Genomic DNA, 16,070 nt, shown 5'->3' with positions numbered 1-16,070 from the left:
TTTTAAACCGAGGAGTGGGAGTGGTTCGTCTAAATAAGTCGCAATGTTTATTTTAAATACCTCCTTTTATAATTACCTATCAATATCTTACCATATTTCCTCTGTTAGTACCTCCATCCAATTACATCTATTCCTAACCATACATCCAATCGCTGTCATGATCCCGCGGGTTCCACTGGTATTTCGATAAATGCACTTTCCCCTTTTCAGAAACTTCAATCCCCTCTTCACTAAGCAAAGCTGTTTGAGTAAAGGCAATTTCAGGATCCCCAATCACAATTTCCCCTTTCGCATTCACAACACGATGCCAAGGTAAATCATATTTTTGACTCATCGAATGAAGAATTCTGGCGACCTGTCTGGCAGCACGGGGATTGCCTGCTAAACGAGCAATTTGACCATAAGTGGCAACAGTCCCAGTTGGGATCTCTTGTATGACGGTTATAACTTGCTGTGTATAAGCCTCCATGTTTTATTCTCCTGACTAATTAAGATATGATAAACATACATTATACCAAAATGGCAAAAGTACAGCATTTCTTTTGAATTTTCACCTGGACAAACGTTGCCACTCTATCCCCATCCTGATGCTCATGTCTATTTGTATGCATAGAGGGAGCTGGGGAAGAACAACCGATATCAGCCAAAGATGTGATTTTGTAAAGATAAACAGTTTTTAAGCATTGAGAATACAGGTGAAGGTCCACTGAGTAGTTAAGTTTTCCTTACCAAGGAATGAAAAGGATGATTCAAAAATGGCAAAAATTTTAATTATAGAAGATGATCCTAAGATTGCTCAATTGCTTCAAAACCACCTTGAAAAATACGGTTTTGAAGCAGTCATAACAGAACAATTTGATAAAATTCTTGACTTTTTTAAAGAGATTCAACCAGATCTCGTTTTGTTGGATATTAATTTGCCAAGCTTTGACGGCTTTTATTGGTGCCGGCAGATCCGGCAAATTTCCACATGCCCGATTCTATTTATTTCCGCTCGATCAGGAGAAATGGATCAAGTGATGGCGCTAGAAAATGGGGGCGATGATTTTATCACAAAACCATTTCATTATGAAATTGTAATGGCCAAAATCCGTAGCAGCTTACGGCGGGCGTATGGGGAATATGCCCCGAAAGTAAAAGAACGGATCGTCGAACTAGACGGGCTCGTTTTGTATGTCGAGAGAATGGAAGTGACAAAGGATGGACAAACCGTCCCTCTAACAAAGAAAGAGGCTGTCTTGCTCGAAATGTTAATGAAGCGTTCGCCGCGTATCGCCTCTCGAGAAGCCATACTTGAAAAATTATGGGACGACCAATCCTTTGTCGATGAAAATACCTTGAATGTCAATGTCACAAGAGTTCGGAAAAAGTTACAGGAACTGGGGATTGTGGAGGCGATTGAAACGGTGAGGGGCGCGGGCTACCGGCTAATACCGAATTGGGAGCATTCATCATGAGGCTATTTTTGCGGGATCATTTCTTGCTTATTCTTGTCAACGTTCTGCAAATCCTCATTCTATTATTGGTGTTTTGGATGGATGGTTACCATAATCTCTCGTTGCATTTTTACGCTCTTTTCTTAGCCACCTTTATTCTCATGCTCTATCTTACTTTTCGTTATCTTCTTCATCGTAGATTTTATAACAGATTATCAAATCCAATGAATCAAATGGATGAAGCCTTCGAAACATTGGATACAGCCCCTCTTGCCAAGGCATTGGGTGAATTATTGAAACGCCAACATCGTATCTATATGAATGAGCTTGATCAGCAAGAAAAAAGGAGAAATGACCATTTAACGTTTATTAATCAATGGGTACACCAAATGAAAACACCCTTATCCGTCATTGAGTTGATCACACAAGAAAACGATGATGAGCATTTAGAAAGCATTCGAGAAGAAACAGATAAATTAGAGAAAGGTTTAGAAATGGTTTTATATGCAGCTAGATTGGAAATGTTTGAACAGGACTTTCAGGTAGAACCTGTGTCTTTAAAATCAGTCATAGAAGCAGCCATCCGGGAAAATAAACGATTTTTTATCAAAAATCATGTGTATCCCGAAGTTCATGTCTCAGGAACAACCGTGGAATCAGATGAAAAGTGGTTAGAGTTTATCTTTAATCAATTGATTACAAATGCTGTGAAATATTCTACTGGAAAAGGGCGTAAGGTGGTCATTACGGAAACGAAGGATGCACTTGAAACCATTGTGACCGTTCAGGACTATGGGGTAGGAATCCCCAAAACGGATGTAAAACGAGTATTTAATCCGTTTTTCACTGGAGAAAATGGCCGGAATTATCGTGAATCAACAGGAATGGGACTATATCTAGTCAAAGAGGTCTGTGAAAAATTGGGTCATAAAATTGAGCTCACTTCTGTTCGGGGAGAGGGGACAAGTGTGCAAATCCGGTTTTAGGCCCGCAGGATATGGGGAAGAACAGCGTTGCACCAGGACGGAGGCCAACAGGATGTTGGTCAGAACGGCGAAGACATGCGGACGTGGCGCCTTTAGCCATTTATCCTTTTTCAACCCAATTATCTTAAGTTGTACGTCGCTAAACGGGCGCTTGCGCTTTTGTTCCGGGATAGGAAAGTATAAAAATTGGCCAATGTTTAGATCTAGCTCCAGCGCCTAGCCCCTCGAGGTCAAATAACCCTGAACCTATGAAGAGAAAGATCGCCTTTCATAGGTTCAGGAACATTTGCTTGTCGGGGCTGAGCAAGGCGCTTGCGCTTTTCTTATTGCTAAGGAAACTATAAAATTCTAGCTTGTGGATAAGTACTAAAAGTGGGTATTGACGTCTGGCTCCAGCGCCCAGCGACTAGCAAACTTTCGGTGCCTTCCTACGATAAGTCAACATCGATTCACCCTTTGGGTTCATCGTGTTTCCTTTATCTCGTCAGGCCCCTAAAAAGTTTGTACGTCGCTAAACGGGCGCTTGCGCTTTTGTTCTAACCTTACATGAATGTAAGCTAAATGAAAGCTATAGCAATGGTATGAAAGAACCCTTTTCTCTTACACTATAGATAGTTGAGAAAGGGGTTTTGAATGTGGATATCTTGAACATTAAAAATTTAAGTAAAGTCTATGATGGCAAAGTTGCCCATAAGGCGTTAGCAGATATCGATTTGACGATAGAAGAAGGAGAATTTGTCGGGATTATGGGTCCCTCAGGGAGTGGGAAATCGACCTTGTTGAATATGGTGGCGACCATTGATCAACCGACATCGGGATCACTGATCGTGAATGGTAAGGATCCATTACGAATGAAGCATAATGAATTGGCTCTCTTTCGGCGCCAGCAATTGGGATTTATCTTTCAAGACTTTAATTTACTCCCGACTTTGACCGTAGAGGAAAATATCGTCCTGCCTCTCACATTGGATGGTGCCAAAGTAAAAGAAATGGAAAATAGAGTAGAGGCTGTGGCTGAGAAATTGGGGATTACGGCGATTTTAAAAAAGCGCATCTATGAAATTTCTGGCGGACAAGCACAAAGGACGGCGATTGCCCGAGCGATTATTCATGATCCGAAAATGGTGCTTGCTGATGAGCCGACGGGAAATTTAGATTCTAAAGCAACAAGAGCAGCGATGGAAATGATGGAGAGAATTAATAAGGAAGATCAGACGACAATGATGATGGTCACCCATGATCCAATTACAGCTAGCTATACAGAAAGAGTTGTGTTTATTAAAGACGGTACATTATTTAATGAAATCCACCGTGGCGAGAATCGACAAGCGTTTTTCCAAAAAATCATCGACGTGTTATCGCTGTTGGGAGGGGATGCAAGTGACCTTTCGTCAATTCGCGTTTAACAATGTTTTTCGCAATAAACGTATTTATGCAGCCTATTTTCTAAGTAGCTTATTTTCCGTACTTGTTTTTTTCGTATATGCCATTTTTGCCTTCCATCCGGGGTTATCGAAAATCAACCCGAGTGTCGCGGTTGGCCTCCATCTCGCTGAGGGCATTATTTATGTGTTTTCGTTTATTTTCGTCTTAGTGTCGATGAGTGCCTTTTTGAAATCTCGTAAAAAGGAATTCGGCTTAATGGTCATGTTAGGGATGACCAATCAACAATTACGTCGTATGGTCTTCTTAGAAAACGTCTTAATTGGATTTTCGGCAACTGTTTCTGGAATCGCGGTGGGCCTCGTTTTCGCAAAATTGATTTTAATGGCGGCGCAGAGCATTTTAAGTTTAGATCAAGCCTTGCCTTTTTATTTACCATGGCAAGCAGTCTTATTAACATTTAGTGCCTTTTTAATTTTGTTCATTGTTATTTCCTTTTTTACGGTTTCTATTTTAAAAGGGAATAAATTAATTGATTTAATAAAAGGGAGTTCAGCTCCGAAAAAGGAACCAAAGGCATCAATTGCGCTTTCCATTTTGGCGGCTCTTCTACTTGTAGTTGGCTATGCGATTGCTTTAGTGGTTCGTGAAGAACAAGTTGTAATCGCGATGATTCCTGTCACAATTCTTGTGATCATTGGGACGTATTTTCTCTTTACCCAACTGAGCGTATTTACAATTAATCGATTAAAGGAACGAAAGTCGATTTTCTGGAAAAAGACAAATCTCGTTCTCTTTTCGGATCTTGCTTATCGGATGAAGGATAATGCTCGTGCCTTTTTCTTTGTAGCTATTGTTTCGACTGTTGCCTTTTCTGCAATTGGTTCGTTAGTTGGTTTCAGGTCTATGCTCACATCTGCATTGGTGAATGACAAGCCATTTGCGTTAGAATACATTTCAAATCAGGGAAACAAGCAGGAGTCAGAGCATATCCAAGCCATTGAAAAAGAACTAACACCAATCAATTATAAAAAGGGAAGTATAGAGATCAAACATGCTCCTGTAAAAAATGAGGATGGAGATTCCACTGAATGGGCAATTGTTCCTCAATCTGAATATAACCAGTTAGCGAGGATAGCAGGTGAAACAGATAAGCAGGTGAATCTGAAGAGTAATGAAGCTGTCCTATTATATTTCCAAAATTCATTTAGTAATTTGCCAGATTTACCAAAGAAAGTCAGTCGCCAAATTGGCGAACAGAATGTTCAGCAAATAGACATTCAATTAACAAATGTGATAGGAACTTTTGAAGATAAATTTGTCGTAAGCGATGAGCTGTTTAAAAAGTTAGAGTCAACAAAAACAGACACCTATTATGCGTTTCAGGTTGAAAATTGGAAATCTACAGTAGATAGTGGCAAAAAATTAATGAAAGATATGGGTGTAGTAGAAACAAGTGGACATGACATGAACAATATGTTCCAATTCTCTTCTTTAGCTTATGATTGGAATATAATTAACCAAGGATATGGAGCCGTTCTATTTATTGGTTTATTTATCGGCGCCGTCTTCTTTGTCGCAGCAGGAAGCTTCTTATATTTCCGTCTCTATGCTGATTTAGAAGATGAGAAACAAAAGTTTTCTATGATCGGTAAGCTCGGTCTTACGGATAAGGAATTATCGAAAATATTAACAGTCCAATTGGCCTTGCTATTTTTTGTTCCAATACTTGTTGCCGTGATCCATGGAGCTGTTGCACTTACTGCCCTGCAGCATATGTTTGATTTTAACTTATTTAAGAGCTCAGCATTGGTATTAGGAACCTTTACCGCAGTTCAATTAGTGTATTTCCTCTTCATTCGCTTTAATTACATTCGTAAAATTAAAGAATCGATTTAAATAGGAAAATTTGAAATTGACGGCACATTTCTAAGGAGATGTGTCTTTTTCTTATAAGAAAATATAAAATGTTCCTCTTATAAGATAACTCTAGACATATATATCACATCATGATATATTGTTTTTAGATATATGTATCGTTTTTTGATATATCCTAAAGAGATATAGAAGGTGATGAGTTGAAGAAAACGGAGCAATTAACAGATTCCATGTTTTATATTATGGCTGCTTTAACGAAGCCAAGGCATGGCTACGCGATTATGAACTTAATTGAAGAAGCAACAAAAGGTGCCATTACGATAGGTCCTGCTTCCATGTACACGATTATTAAAAAGTTATTAAAACAAGGGTGGATTTATTTGCATGATGGGTCGGATTCAAGACGTAAAACATATTTGCTTACTGAAAAAGGCAGAGAAGTATTAAGTGAAGATTTGCAGCTAAGAAAACGGATGATTCAATTAGCGGAAACAGGGTTGAAGGAGGTTGAAGAATGAGACAAACAAAGTATATTCCTTCAGGTGGGTTAGCCTTTTCTGAGGATGAGGATATGGAAAAATTACGCCGATTTTCTTTGAAAGGGTGGCATGTTAGTGGCTTTAAATTTATGGGGTATACCCTTGAAAAAGGAGAAAGCTTGGATTATATCTATAGCATAGATTATCGTTCGTTAACAGAGGATGAAGAAGAGGAATACTTTGCCTTTTTTTCTTCTGCTGGATGGTCGCATATCGCCTCAGAAGCAAATATCCATTTATTTCGAGCACTTCCTGGTACACAACCAATTTATACTGACCGGGATACAACAGTTGAAAAGTATAAAAATTTAAGTGATTCCATGAACAAATTAGCCATTCCATTTGTTTTCATTACAGCGCTCGTTTGGATTGGTGCAATGATTAGCTCTGGTATCTTACAATCAATCCTTCTTGGAGTAGCTGTTATTCTCAGTATAATTGCCCTTCCAACAGCTTGGACGATTATCACAACGTACAGTAACAAATGGAAGGTAGAAGGGAGAAAGGGATTAGTCAATTTAGTGAAAACTTTACCATTCCTTGTCTTATTGATTGTGGTTATTCTTTTGTTATTTGTTCGTGGAATAGATTCCACAATTAAACTCTTAACATATATGATAGCTGGAGCGATCGCACTCCCAACGGCTATTTGGGTGATCATGACTCTTTATCATAAGATGGGGGAGAAGAAAGTTTAGAACAGGGGTTAAAAATAAAGTTTTAGTCAAAACAATGGAGTCAATCTTTCAAAGCTGAAACTTTCAGATCATTTCATTCGTAAAGAATCAGAGTGTAGAAAGGATGGGTGGGTATGGAGCCAATTTTAACCGTTAGAGATTTGGGGAAAGCCTTTAAACAGACTCAAATTATTCAAAATATCTCCTTTGATGTGCATAAAGGGGAAATTATGGCCATTCTTGGCCCGAATGGAGCGGGAAAGTCGACGACGATTCGAAATATTATGGGGATTATGTATCCGGATGAAGGTTCAGTACAATTTCATAATCATCCAACTGGTGAAATCCCTCGTCACAAAATTGGGTATTTACCGGAAGAACGTGGATTATATAAAAATGTCAACGTGATGGATATGATTTTATATTTGGCGGAGTTAAAAGACTATCCTCTTAAAAAAGCAAGGCAGCGGGCGATGGAATATTTAGCGAAATTAGGGCTTGAAGGAAAGGAAAAGGTTTCCGTTGAGGAATTGTCAAAAGGAATGGGGCAAAAAGTTCAATTTATTGGCTCTGTCATTCATGAACCAGAGTTGTTAATTTTGGATGAACCTTTTTCAGGATTAGACCCTGTAAGCCAAGAGGTTTTTAAAACAGAAATTCAGGAATTGGCGAATCAAGGAACAGCCATTTTATTATCTTCCCATCAAATGAATATGGTGGAGGAGGTTTGTGATCGCTTATTCATGATTCACCGGGGACAGAAGGTGATTTACGGATCTTTGGAAGATGTGAAGAATCAATATGCAAATTTTAAAAGTACGATTCGTGGAAAAAATGATGTGGGTGTATTGGAACGTCTTGCAAATGTGCAACGTGTTGAGCAAAAAGGTGATGTGTCAGTGGCCTATTTAACACCAAATGTGCATATCCCATCATGGTTAAGACAACTCCCGGAAAATCTGAATATTCAAGAGTTATCGATTGATCGAATTTCTTTACATGAAATTTTTATTGACGTGGCAACAGATCGACATGTAGGTCATGATATTCAGGAAGGGGGCGATCGTGTTGCGAAATAGCTGGAAGGTGGCCAAATGGGAAATTAAGCGCAATATGAAAAATAAATCCTTTATTATTTCTTTGATCATTACACCGATTATTTTTATGTTATTTGCGTTTATTCCTACTCTTTTTAATTCGGAAGATGAGACAACGCAAGTTTTTATTTTAGATGAGCTGAATGTATATGAACAAGTGGAGGAAATGGTTACTTCAGCTGAGTTGAATTGGGAGTTGCAGCAGACAGATGTCGCTGAATCGGAAATGGCGGCTAAGGCGGAAGCGGATGAACATACAGCTTATATTGCTCTAACAGAAAAGGCGCTAGAGGAAGGAGAAATCCCTGTTTATTTGAACGACAATGTGGAGGAGAACTTCCTTTTTGAAGCGTCGATCATAGAAACCCCACTTCGCCAACTACAACTGGAGCGGATGAATTTATCCGATCAACAGTTGGAGGTCATTGGAAAGGGCGTTTCATTGAAGCCGATTGAGATTGAAGATAAAGGGACTACCTCAAAAGCTGAAGGGGAAGCAGCTGAAGAGACAGAAGGAGATCCATTCAGGCATCTTGTTCCTGGTATTGCAGCGGGCATTGTCTTATTTTCGATTGTGATCACAGGGATGATGATTTTTACCTCTGCTTCACAGGAAAAAAAGGAAAAGGTAGCGGAGATTATTTTATCATCCATTACACCGACAGATCTTATGCAAGGAAAAATCATTGGCTATTTTATTTTGGGCATTACTCAAGTGGCCGTATGGTTAGCGTTTCTTCTCCCTATCGCTTTATGGAAGATTGACTTTCCGATTCTAGAATACTTATTTGTACCTGAATTGGCGATTCTTTTGTTTATCGCTTTAGCTGGCTACCTCTTATTCGCGGCTATTTTTGTTGGGATGGGGGCAACGGTCGAAGATATGACCTCTACAAGTAACTTTCAAGGAATTGTCATGATGTTGCCATTCCTTCCATTTATGTTTATGGGCCCGATTATAATGGATCCAAGTGGTTTGATTGCAAAAGTCTTAACCTTTATTCCCGTCACCACACCGGGCGTACTCTTAATTCGTCTATCAATGCTCGAAGAATGGCCGTGGATTGAAGTCATCATTGCGATCCTCGTGTTACTTGTATTTATTTGGTTAGCGATGAAAGCAGCCGGAAAAATTTTCAAAATAGGTATTCTTATGTATGGAAAAAATGCCACACCAAAAGAAATTTGGAAGTGGTTGTGGGCTTAATGAGTAGCTCCTGGTCAGGGAATGACCAGGAGTGTTTTTTTACTCTTGTATAGGAGAAAATACTCCCGTATAGAAGCAGAATAATCTCGTATAGCAAAAAATAATCTCGTATAGCAAAAAATACTCTCGGATAGCGACGAATTACTCTCGTATAAAAAAACATTCCCATTATATGATATAATAGAGCGTATGAATTTTAATAGAGGAGATTCTAAATCTATGGAATGGAAAAACCTATTACGTGGCCTCCTAATAGGAGCAACGGATTTAATACCCGGGGTTAGTGGGGGGACAGTTGCGTTTGTTCTAGGAATCTATGACAGGCTATTAGCCTCGATCAGTGGTTTCTTTAGCCGGGATTGGAAAAAGCATATTGGCTTTTTATTCCCACTTGCCCTTGGCATGGGAACAGCGTTACTTGTCTTGAGTAAAGGGATTGATTATTTGCTGACGGAGCATAAAGAGCCTACTCAATTTTTTTTCATGGGGCTTGTGTTGGGCGTTTTACCCTATCTTATGAAACAAGCAGAAGTGAAAAGAAACTTTTCAACTAAGCATTATATTGTTTTAGTGATCTTGGCGATTCTCTTTGCATCTTTAGGCTTTTTAAACACTCAAGAGAATGTTGAGCCCATCACATCACTGAATATGACCACCACAATCGGTTTGTTTTTTTCAGGGTGGTTAGCCAGTATGGCCATGCTTTTGCCAGGGATTAGTGGTTCTTTTGTTTTACTTTTATTAGGCGTATATTCAACAGCGATCAACGCGCTTTCGACTTTGAATATTCCCTTGATCATCACGATTGGCGCTGGGGTGATCGTTGGTTTTATTGTGAGTAGTAAAGGAATCCAATATTTACTCTCCCATTTTCCGCATCTTACTTATGCTATGATTATCGGGATGATCGTAGGCTCCGTATTTGTGATATATCCGGGTATGGCAAGTGGAGTAAGTATCGCCATAAGTATCATCACGTTTTTACTAGGGCTCATTCTTTCTTTCTCCCTTAGTTTAATAAAAAAGCCTTCATAAAAGTTTAATCAAATGTTTGATTAAGAACAAAAGCGCAAGCGCCTTGCTCAGCCCCGACAAGCAAATGTTCCTGAACCTATGAAAGGCGGTCTTTCCCTTCATAGGTTCAGGGTTATTTGACCTCGAGGGGCTAGGCGCTGGAGCTGGATGTCAACCGCGACATAAGCAACTTATCCGCAAGCTAGGATTTTATAAATTCCTAAGTAATAAAAAAATCCGCTAGGTATGATATCTAGCGGATTTTTTCCTATTAAAAATTAAAATCAACTTCCTTTTGTTCTTGCTCCTCCACGCCTTTCATATAGTTAATGCGGCGTTGGGCAGCAGCTTGACCCACTTGTTCGTCCGCATGGTAGGAGGAACGAACTAAAGGACCAGCTTCACAATGGCTGAAGCCTTTAGAAAGAGCAATCTCTTTTAATTCTGCAAATTCATCTGGATGATAATAACGGACAACATTCAGATGCTTTTTCGTTGGTTGTAAGTATTGGCCAATTGTCATAATATCGACATTATGAGCACGAAGATCGTCCATGGCTTGGATGATTTCTTCTTTCGTTTCACCTAGCCCCACCATAATGCTCGACTTTGTTGGTGTTTTCGGTGCAATTTCTTTTACTCGCTGCAAAAGTTGTAGCGAACGGCGATAGGTTGCTTTCGCGCGAACCCGCGGTGTTAAGCGCTCCACCGTTTCAATATTATGGTTAAAAATTTCTGGCTCACTTGACATTAAGGTGTGCAGACTTTCATAGTCTCCCTTCATGTCAGATGGTAGGATTTCGATCGTACATCCAGGGTTTTTCCGGCGAATGGCTCGTACTGTTTCTGCAAAAACAGCTGCCCCACCATCATTTAAATCATCACGGGCAACCGCTGTGACAACGACATGCTTTAAGCCCATAATTTTTACGGAATCAGCGACTCTTTCTGGTTCGCCCCAATCTAGCTCATTTGGGAGCCCAGTTTTAACTGCACAAAAGCGGCATCCTCTTGTACAAGTATCTCCAAGGATCATGAAAGTAGCTGTCTTTCTTTCACTCCAACATTCATGAATATTTGGGCAACGCGCTTCTTCACAAACTGTATTTAAACGTTGCCCCCGCATTAATTTTTTAAGGCCCCTATACGATTCATTCGTATTAATTTTAGTTTTTAACCACTCTGGTTTTCTAATATATTCTTGTTTATCGATTGCCATTATACATGCACCTTCTTTTGAAATTTTAAATTCCATTCATCTGAGCGATACTTTGATTCTGCTAGAGTCTGTACTTCTTCCCATTGGGAGTCACTAAGTTCAAATGGAGTAAACTGTAAGTCTAATCCAGTTTCAAAGCCTTTTGTGAAAGCAGCGACTGCCTGTTCATATGTAATCTCTCTTCCGCTAGCCTCATTCATAGAGATGGCTTTATTGGAAAAAGACTCTCTTTTGCGAGCTCGCATCTCTTCTGTTGAAAAAGCGAATAGATCAAAGAGCATGTCTCGGTCGATTGTAAAAGGTAAGGAACCATGTTGCATTAAAACGCCCATTTTTCTCGTTTGCGCATGTCCGGAAATTTTTTTCCCCTCTACAAGCATCTCATAATCAGATGGTCTTTCAAAACATACAGCAGAACGTTCTTGGATAAAATGTTCTTCAGGCATAGAAAATTGCGCGTGAATTCCCAAGTCCTTGAATCCTGCAAAAATTCCTTGTGCTAATGTATGATAGGCCTTTCGGATCGACTCTTCTATGTAAGGCTTTTGTTCAGATACAACAAGGCTATAAGTTAATTCATCATCATGTAGAACGGCACTCCCGCCAGTTAGCCGACGGACAAACTGACATCCATGTCGTTCAATACCTGGAAAATGAATCGTTCTTTCTTTTTGAAAATGACCAATGGATAGCGTGGGCTTTGACCAACCATAGAAACGAAGAACAGGTGGAATGAGATCTTTGCTATGCCAAAGGAGTAAACATTCATCCAATGCCATATTGATCGCTGCATCTTGATGTCCAGTATTGATAAGCCCCCAAGTATCTTTCATTTTGCTCAACTCCTAGATGAATTTAAAAATCATAGAAGGCCATGGCTTAAGTGATCGTTTTCTAATTTTTTCAATAAAAAGGGAAATGTCTGTATTTTGAGGATGAAAAGCCCTGTAGCCATTTCCTAGTTCAAAACGCACGAAAAACTGCATTATCAAAGAAATGCAGTTTCTCATGAAAATCGTCTACGAGTTCATGTTTCCCACACTTCAGAAGATATGCTGTGTCTTTATCTGCTAGAAGTATGGTAACAAATGTCAATATAAATGTACAGTTTTGTGATCGGGATGACAGGAATTGAACCTGCGACCCCTTGCACCCCATGCAAGTGCTCTACCAAGCTGAGCTACATCCCGCTTAACTCCTATTATAGTGGATGGGCTCCTGGAAAACAATCCTAAAATGCTTGTTACGACCCACCTTCAATGCTTTTTTTATACTGATCTAGCACTTTTGGCAGGATGTTGGCAATCACGTCTTCTTCCAATCGAGACAATAGGCCGTCTTCTTCATTCTCTTTTTTGATGGAGGATACCTCTTTATGCAATTTCTCCATCTTTTTATCGAGGTCTGCCGCAATGAAGGCTGTGCTTTGCAGTTCCTTCGCCATATGGGCGGGAATTTCTTTATCGTATTTATAGTAAATTTTATGTTCAAGACTGGCCCAAAAATCCATGGCAATCGTACGAATTTGAATTTCGACATAAGTATGTTCTGTGCGGTCGGTCATAAAAATAGGGACTTGCACAATGAGATGCAGGCTTTGATAGCCATTGGGCTTAGGGTTTTGAATATAATCCTTATATTCTACGACAGTAATGTCCTTTTGTTTGCCAAGCATCTCAGCTAAAACATAAATATCGGAAATAAAAGAACAAGTAATCCGAACACCCGCAATGTCGCGTATATTTTCTTTAATAGAAGCTAGGGAAAATTCGTATCCTTTGCGTTTAATTTTATTAAAAATGCTTTCCGGTGATTTGACTCGGGATTTTACATGTTCAATTGGATTGTAGTCATGAAGATAAGTGAATTCATCGGATAGTATATTAATCTTTGTGTTAATTTCATCACAAGCAAATTGATACGCCATCATAAATCGAGTGAGCTCGACTTTCATTTCTTTTATTAGTTGAATATCCAGTATTTGATCTTGTTTCATGAAGAGTCTTCCTTTCTAGATGATCTTTTTAAGGATCGAATTATGGTTAAGGAATCTACAAGTATCGTACCATAAATAAAAGAAATTTTTTAGTAAAATACAATCTCTTCCTTGTCTAAGGATAGAGAATATTATATACTACATTACAACAGTAATGCACTGATTCTGAAGGGAGGTCCCTGGATGCTTATACATCATGATGGCTCCAAACCCATTTATGTGCAGATCGCGGAATGGCTTGAAAATGAAATTATCGCAGAAACGTTTAAGAGTGATGAGAAAGTGTACTCACAATATCAATTGGCAGAGATGTTTACGATTAATCCGGCGACAGCCGCGAAGGGGTTGAATATGTTGGCGGATGAGCAAATTTTATATAAGCAACGCGGACTTGGCATGTTTGTATCAAAGGATGCGAAGAAAGAAATATTGAACAGACGAAAGAATGAGACGTTAACGGGGCTTGTTCAGGAACTTGTCTTAGAAGCGAAACGGTTAGGAGTAGAGGAAAACGACTTATTGCAGATGATTCAAGAGGCCATTAGAGGAAAGGAGGAGAAGAAATGAATGTGATTGAATGTGAAAACCTAGTGAAAAGTTATGGAAGAAGGCGAGTTTTAAAGGATTTATCTTTTACCATATTTGTCTGATGATACGTTAAAACTTGAGGAAGTTGGCGAGTTTTTTGAATTTAAGGGGATCACAGCTGAACGAGATTTTGCTCTGTCTCAGTTTACAGAAAGCAGGAATGCATTTCATGAGGGCACAATCAGGCAAGTACGCTTTATCTACCTACAAATCCCCAAAGATTTGCAAATCCAGGAAAATGATGATCTTTATTTCAATTACACAGGTGAAGTCGAGGTTGAATAGGATTTAGATAACGAATAGCTAAGAGCCTCCTGTTTTAAAATTATCTAGTATGGCAATCATGCTAAGGATTTTAATAATAGGAGGTTTTTGCTTGAAAAAGTTGTGGTGTTCACTGTTGATTGTCGGGATAGTTTTGGGCGCTTGCAGTAGCGGAGAAGAGGCGGTCCCGCAAGTAGAGGAGGAGGCGGTTCCTGTCAGTGGGGAAGACAGTATTCTTGTACAGATGCTGAATTCAGAAGGAAAGGAAACTGGCAAAGCCACACTGAAGGAAACAAAAGAAGGCGTGAAGATTCACTTGCAGGCTGAAGGCTTAGAACCTGGGACAAAGGCGATTCATATCCATGAAACGGGTGTGTGTGAAGTGCCGGACTTTACTTCCGCAGGTGCTCATTTTAACCCAGGTGGGAAAGAACATGGATTTCAAAATCCCAAAGGTTTCCACGCTGGGGACTTACCGAATTTAGAAATCGATGAGGATGGCACTGTGAATGTTGTCATCACGGCCCCTAATCTGACATTAAAGCCAGGAGAAAAGAATTCCTTATTGGATGAAGATGGCAGCGCCCTTGTGATCCATGAAAAGGCGGATGATTATAAGACAGATCCTGCAGGAAATGCCGGCGATCGAATTGTATGTGGTGTGATTAACGGAGATTAAGAGGAGCGTTTTAAAAGGTAAACAGCACATTTATTTCACTCAATCGCCAAGATCTGAGTTGAAAAAATGTGCTGCTTTTTTAATTGGGGCTTCATGGTTTTATATGGGGAAATGTTTTATCTCTATTTGACATTTGTAGAGCAATTTGAGTCAATAATAGTAAGGATTTGAGCATGTGGAGGTAATGAAAATCGTTCAAAAAACATTACTATATAAGGTAAGCCCTTTCAATACGCGAGGTGAAAAAATGGAAGAGTGGTTAAGACTTAATTATCGGATGAAATCAGTAGGGGAACAGGACTTTGCGTTTCACTCACACGCACAGTATGAAGTTTACTTTTTTCATCGAGGTGATTGTAAATATCTTATTCATCATTCCATTTACGAGCTTCAGCCGGGGGATATTATTATTATGGATGGTCTAACGGCCCATCGAGCCAATCCCTCCAAGTTTGAAATGTATGAACGAAGTGTGGTGCATTTTTCACCAGATTGGATGATACCAGTTTTGGAGGAATTGCGAATGCCAGAGCTCCTTTCACCCTTTAAAGAAATGAGCAATTGTTTACTTCGTGGTCAGGATGAGGGGGAGCGGGAACTTATTTTACAATCGATCAAAGCGATGGACCAACTGGCAAATAAGGATTCTACTTTTATGATGAAACCTGAGATTGAAGTAGAATTAAAGATTTTACTGTTAACCATTTTAATGCAAATTTACAAATTGAGTAAAAGAGAAAATCAACAATTAGCGATGCCAAAGAGTGAAAAGGTGGTGCATGTTGAAAATATTGCTCACTTTATTCAAGATCATTTCAAAAATAGTATCAGTTTAGAGGATATTTCTTCGGAACTCAATTTAAGTAAGTTTTATCTTTCGAGAATTTTTAAAGAAGTGACAGGCACTACTGTAATGGACTATGTGATGACTTGCCGTTTGAATCAAGTGAAATTTGATCTGGAAATGTATCCGGATCGAACCTTAATGGAAGTAGCAACAGAATCGGGCTTTGAAAGCCAGGCCCATTTCAGTCGTTTTTTTAAGCAAAGGGTAGGCTTGACACCTTCTGAATATCGCAAACAAAAACTAAAATTATAGAGTAGGAG

General features: G+C 39.3%; 16 protein-coding genes and 1 tRNA gene. 12 read left to right on the top strand and 5 right to left on the bottom strand.

The genetic code is table 11. The features are described from left to right. Window positions 1–133 precede the first annotated feature (133 nt). On the bottom strand, window positions 134–469 hold the full coding sequence (locus KI363_RS15185; RefSeq protein ID WP_212966862.1) for an MGMT family protein: 336 nt from the start codon (window positions 467–469) through the stop codon (window positions 134–136). A 286-nt stretch (window positions 470–755) separates the two neighbouring features. On the opposite strand from KI363_RS15185, the gene KI363_RS15180 reads away from it, so the two are divergent. From KI363_RS15180 to KI363_RS15140, 9 genes are all read left to right on the top strand, one after another. Next, complete coding sequence (locus tag KI363_RS15180) at window positions 756–1,457, top strand: response regulator transcription factor (protein WP_158321271.1); 702 nt, start codon at window positions 756–758, stop codon at window positions 1,455–1,457. Further along, the gene (locus KI363_RS15175; protein ID WP_246516900.1) at window positions 1,451–2,422 is read left to right on the top strand and encodes a sensor histidine kinase; all 972 of its coding nucleotides are present in this window, start codon (window positions 1,451–1,453) and stop codon (window positions 2,420–2,422) included. Before KI363_RS15180 ends, KI363_RS15175 begins: the two co-directional genes overlap by 7 nt. 635 nt (window positions 2,423–3,057) lie before the next feature. Continuing rightward, on the top strand, window positions 3,058–3,828 hold the full coding sequence (locus tag KI363_RS15170; protein WP_191967375.1) for an ABC transporter ATP-binding protein: 771 nt from the start codon (window positions 3,058–3,060) through the stop codon (window positions 3,826–3,828). Further along, on the top strand, window positions 3,803–5,704 hold the full coding sequence (locus tag KI363_RS15165) for an ABC transporter permease (protein ID WP_212966861.1): 1,902 nt from the start codon (window positions 3,803–3,805) through the stop codon (window positions 5,702–5,704). The genes KI363_RS15170 and KI363_RS15165 overlap by 26 nt, the downstream gene beginning before the upstream one ends. A 179-nt stretch (window positions 5,705–5,883) precedes the next feature. After that, window positions 5,884–6,201, top strand: coding sequence for a PadR family transcriptional regulator (locus KI363_RS15160; RefSeq protein WP_158321268.1), 318 nt, complete (start codon window positions 5,884–5,886; stop codon window positions 6,199–6,201). Beyond that, the gene (locus KI363_RS15155; protein WP_212966860.1) at window positions 6,198–6,920 is read left to right on the top strand and encodes a DUF2812 domain-containing protein; all 723 of its coding nucleotides are present in this window, start codon (window positions 6,198–6,200) and stop codon (window positions 6,918–6,920) included. The genes KI363_RS15160 and KI363_RS15155 overlap by 4 nt, the downstream gene beginning before the upstream one ends. A 113-nt stretch (window positions 6,921–7,033) precedes the next feature. After that, the gene (locus tag KI363_RS15150; RefSeq protein ID WP_212966859.1) at window positions 7,034–7,978 is read left to right on the top strand and encodes an ABC transporter ATP-binding protein; all 945 of its coding nucleotides are present in this window, start codon (window positions 7,034–7,036) and stop codon (window positions 7,976–7,978) included. After that, entirely contained in the window at window positions 7,968–9,203 is a 1,236-nt protein-coding gene (locus tag KI363_RS15145; protein ID WP_212966858.1) for an ABC transporter permease, read from the top strand. Before KI363_RS15150 ends, KI363_RS15145 begins: the two co-directional genes overlap by 11 nt. A 219-nt stretch (window positions 9,204–9,422) precedes the next feature. Then, window positions 9,423–10,238 (top strand): DUF368 domain-containing protein, encoded by an 816-nt coding sequence (locus KI363_RS15140; RefSeq protein WP_158321264.1) that lies wholly within the window; start codon window positions 9,423–9,425, stop codon window positions 10,236–10,238. Between the two features lie 250 nt (window positions 10,239–10,488). On the opposite strand, the gene lipA is transcribed toward KI363_RS15140, so the two are convergent. The 4 genes from lipA to KI363_RS15120 form a co-directional block, all read right to left on the bottom strand. Then, window positions 10,489–11,436 carry a lipoyl synthase gene (gene lipA, locus KI363_RS15135; protein WP_158321263.1) on the bottom strand — a complete coding sequence of 316 codons (948 nt, stop codon included), beginning with the start codon at window positions 11,434–11,436 and terminating at the stop codon, window positions 10,489–10,491. After that, window positions 11,436–12,269, bottom strand: coding sequence for an octanoyltransferase LipM (lipM, locus tag KI363_RS15130; protein WP_212966857.1), 834 nt, complete (start codon window positions 12,267–12,269; stop codon window positions 11,436–11,438). The genes lipA and lipM overlap by 1 nt, the downstream gene beginning before the upstream one ends. Before the next feature lie 283 nt (window positions 12,270–12,552). Beyond that, window positions 12,553–12,626, bottom strand: a tRNA-Pro gene (locus tag KI363_RS15125). Window positions 12,627–12,679: 53 nt separating this feature from the next. After that, a complete protein-coding gene (locus KI363_RS15120; protein WP_246516898.1) occupies window positions 12,680–13,432 on the bottom strand; it encodes a GTP pyrophosphokinase in 753 nt (250 codons plus the stop codon). A gap of 183 nt (window positions 13,433–13,615) precedes the next feature. Here KI363_RS15120 and KI363_RS15115 point away from each other — a divergent pair, with 183 nt between their 5' ends. The 3 genes from KI363_RS15115 (at window position 13,616) to KI363_RS15105 (ending at window position 16,062) form a co-directional block, all read left to right on the top strand. Next, the gene (locus KI363_RS15115) at window positions 13,616–13,999 is read left to right on the top strand and encodes a GntR family transcriptional regulator (protein ID WP_212966856.1); all 384 of its coding nucleotides are present in this window, start codon (window positions 13,616–13,618) and stop codon (window positions 13,997–13,999) included. A 397-nt stretch (window positions 14,000–14,396) separates the two neighbouring features. Then, on the top strand, window positions 14,397–14,963 hold the full coding sequence (locus KI363_RS15110) for a superoxide dismutase family protein (protein WP_246516897.1): 567 nt from the start codon (window positions 14,397–14,399) through the stop codon (window positions 14,961–14,963). A 184-nt stretch (window positions 14,964–15,147) separates the two neighbouring features. After that, window positions 15,148–16,062 carry an AraC family transcriptional regulator gene (locus tag KI363_RS15105; protein WP_212966854.1) on the top strand — a complete coding sequence of 305 codons (915 nt, stop codon included), beginning with the start codon at window positions 15,148–15,150 and terminating at the stop codon, window positions 16,060–16,062. The last annotated feature ends 8 nt before the right edge of the window (window positions 16,063–16,070 follow it).

Source organism: Lederbergia ruris, assembly GCF_018332955.1.
GTDB classification, from domain to species: Bacteria; Bacillota; Bacilli; order Bacillales; family Bacillaceae_C; genus Lederbergia; species Lederbergia ruris.
The sequence above is the reverse complement of the archived record's forward strand: the minus strand, read 5'-3'. Positions and strand labels throughout refer to the sequence as shown.